Annotated in this window: 1 protein-coding gene; it reads left to right on the forward strand. The window is 66.3% G+C overall.

Features of this window, described 5'->3' with window-relative positions; genetic code table 11:
• Nucleotides 1–20: 20 nt before the first annotated feature.
• Nucleotides 21–1,387, forward strand: a 1,367-nt coding sequence (locus ACFY2B_RS46185; protein WP_390769052.1) for a beta-ketoacyl reductase, incomplete at its 3' end; no start/stop codon positions are given.

Below are 1,387 nucleotides of genomic sequence, written 5' to 3' on the forward strand. Positions count from 1 at the left end.
TCGCTGATGGGGTGGGGGTTGTGGTGGCGGTGGTGGGGTCGTTGGTGTTGCGGCCGATTGGTGTGGGTGAGTTGTCGTCGGTGGGGGTGGGGGTGCGGGATGCGTTGTTCCAGGTGGAGTGGGTGTCGGGGGTTGTGGATGAGGGTGTGGGTGTGGGTGGGGTGTTGGATGAGGGTGTGTTGGATTTGACGGGTGTGGGTGAGGTGGTTGATGCGGTGGGTGTGCGTGGGGTGGTTGAGGGTGTGTTGGGTTGGGTGCAGGGGTGGTTGGGGCGTGGTGAGGGGGTGTTGCCGGGGGTGGTGGTGACGCGTGGTGTGGTGGGGGGTTCGGTGGTGGGGTCTGCGGTGTGGGGTTTGGTGCGGTCGGTGCAGGTGGAGCATCCGGGGCGGGTTGTGTTGGTGGATGTGGGTGTGGGTGTGGAGGGGTGGCGTGGTCGTTTGGGTGGGGTGGTGGCGTCGGGTGAGCCTCAGGTGTGGTTGGGGGAGGGTGAGGTGCGGGTGCCGCGGTTGGGTCGGGTGCGGGCGGTGGAGAGTGGCCTGGGCCAGGATGCGGTTGTGGATGCGGGTGAGATCGGGGATTTGGGTGCTGGTTTGGGTGGGGTGGGTGTGGGTGGTTCGGTGTTGATTACGGGTGGTACGGGGACGTTGGGGCGGATGGTGGCGCGTCATGTGGTGGTGCGGTATGGGGTGCGGAGTGTGGTGTTGGTGTCGCGTCGGGGTGGTGCGGCGGTGGGTGCTGGTGAGTTGGGGGAGGAGTTGGCTGGGTTGGGGGCTCGGGTGACGTTTGTGGCGGCGGATGTGTCGCGGCGGGAGGGTGTGGTGGAGGCGTTGGCGGCGGTGCCGGGGGAGTTTCCGTTGCGTGGGGTGGTGCATGCGGCGGGTGTGTTGGATGACGGTGTGGTGGGGTCGTTGTCGGGTGAGCGGTTGGTGTCGGTGTTTGGTGCGAAGGCGGGTGGGGCGTGGTGGTTGCATGAGTTGACGGAGGGGTTGGGGTTGTCGGCGTTTGTGTTGTTTTCGTCGGGTGCTGGGGTGTTTGGTAGTGCGGGGCAGGCGAATTATGGGGCGGCGAATGGGTTTTTGGATGGGTTGGCTGCGTGGCGGCGGGGGTGTGGTTTGGCGGGGGTGTCGTTGGCGTGGGGGTTGTGGGCGGATGCGAGTGGGATGACGGGTCATTTGGGTGGTGTGGATCATGTGCGGATGAGTCGGGGTGGGTTGGTTGGTTTGTCGGAGGGTGAGGGGATGGCGTTGTTGGATGTGGCGTTGGGGGTGGGGGAGGCGCGGTTGGTGCCGGCTCGGTTTGATTTCGGTGTGTTGCGTGCTCGGGCGGTGGCGGGTGAGTTGCCGGTGTTGTTGCGGGATGTGGTGCGGGTGCCGCGTCGGGTGGTGGC

The organism is Streptomyces sp. NPDC001270 (assembly GCF_042896695.1).
Classification (GTDB): Bacteria; Actinomycetota; Actinomycetes; order Streptomycetales; family Streptomycetaceae; genus Streptomyces.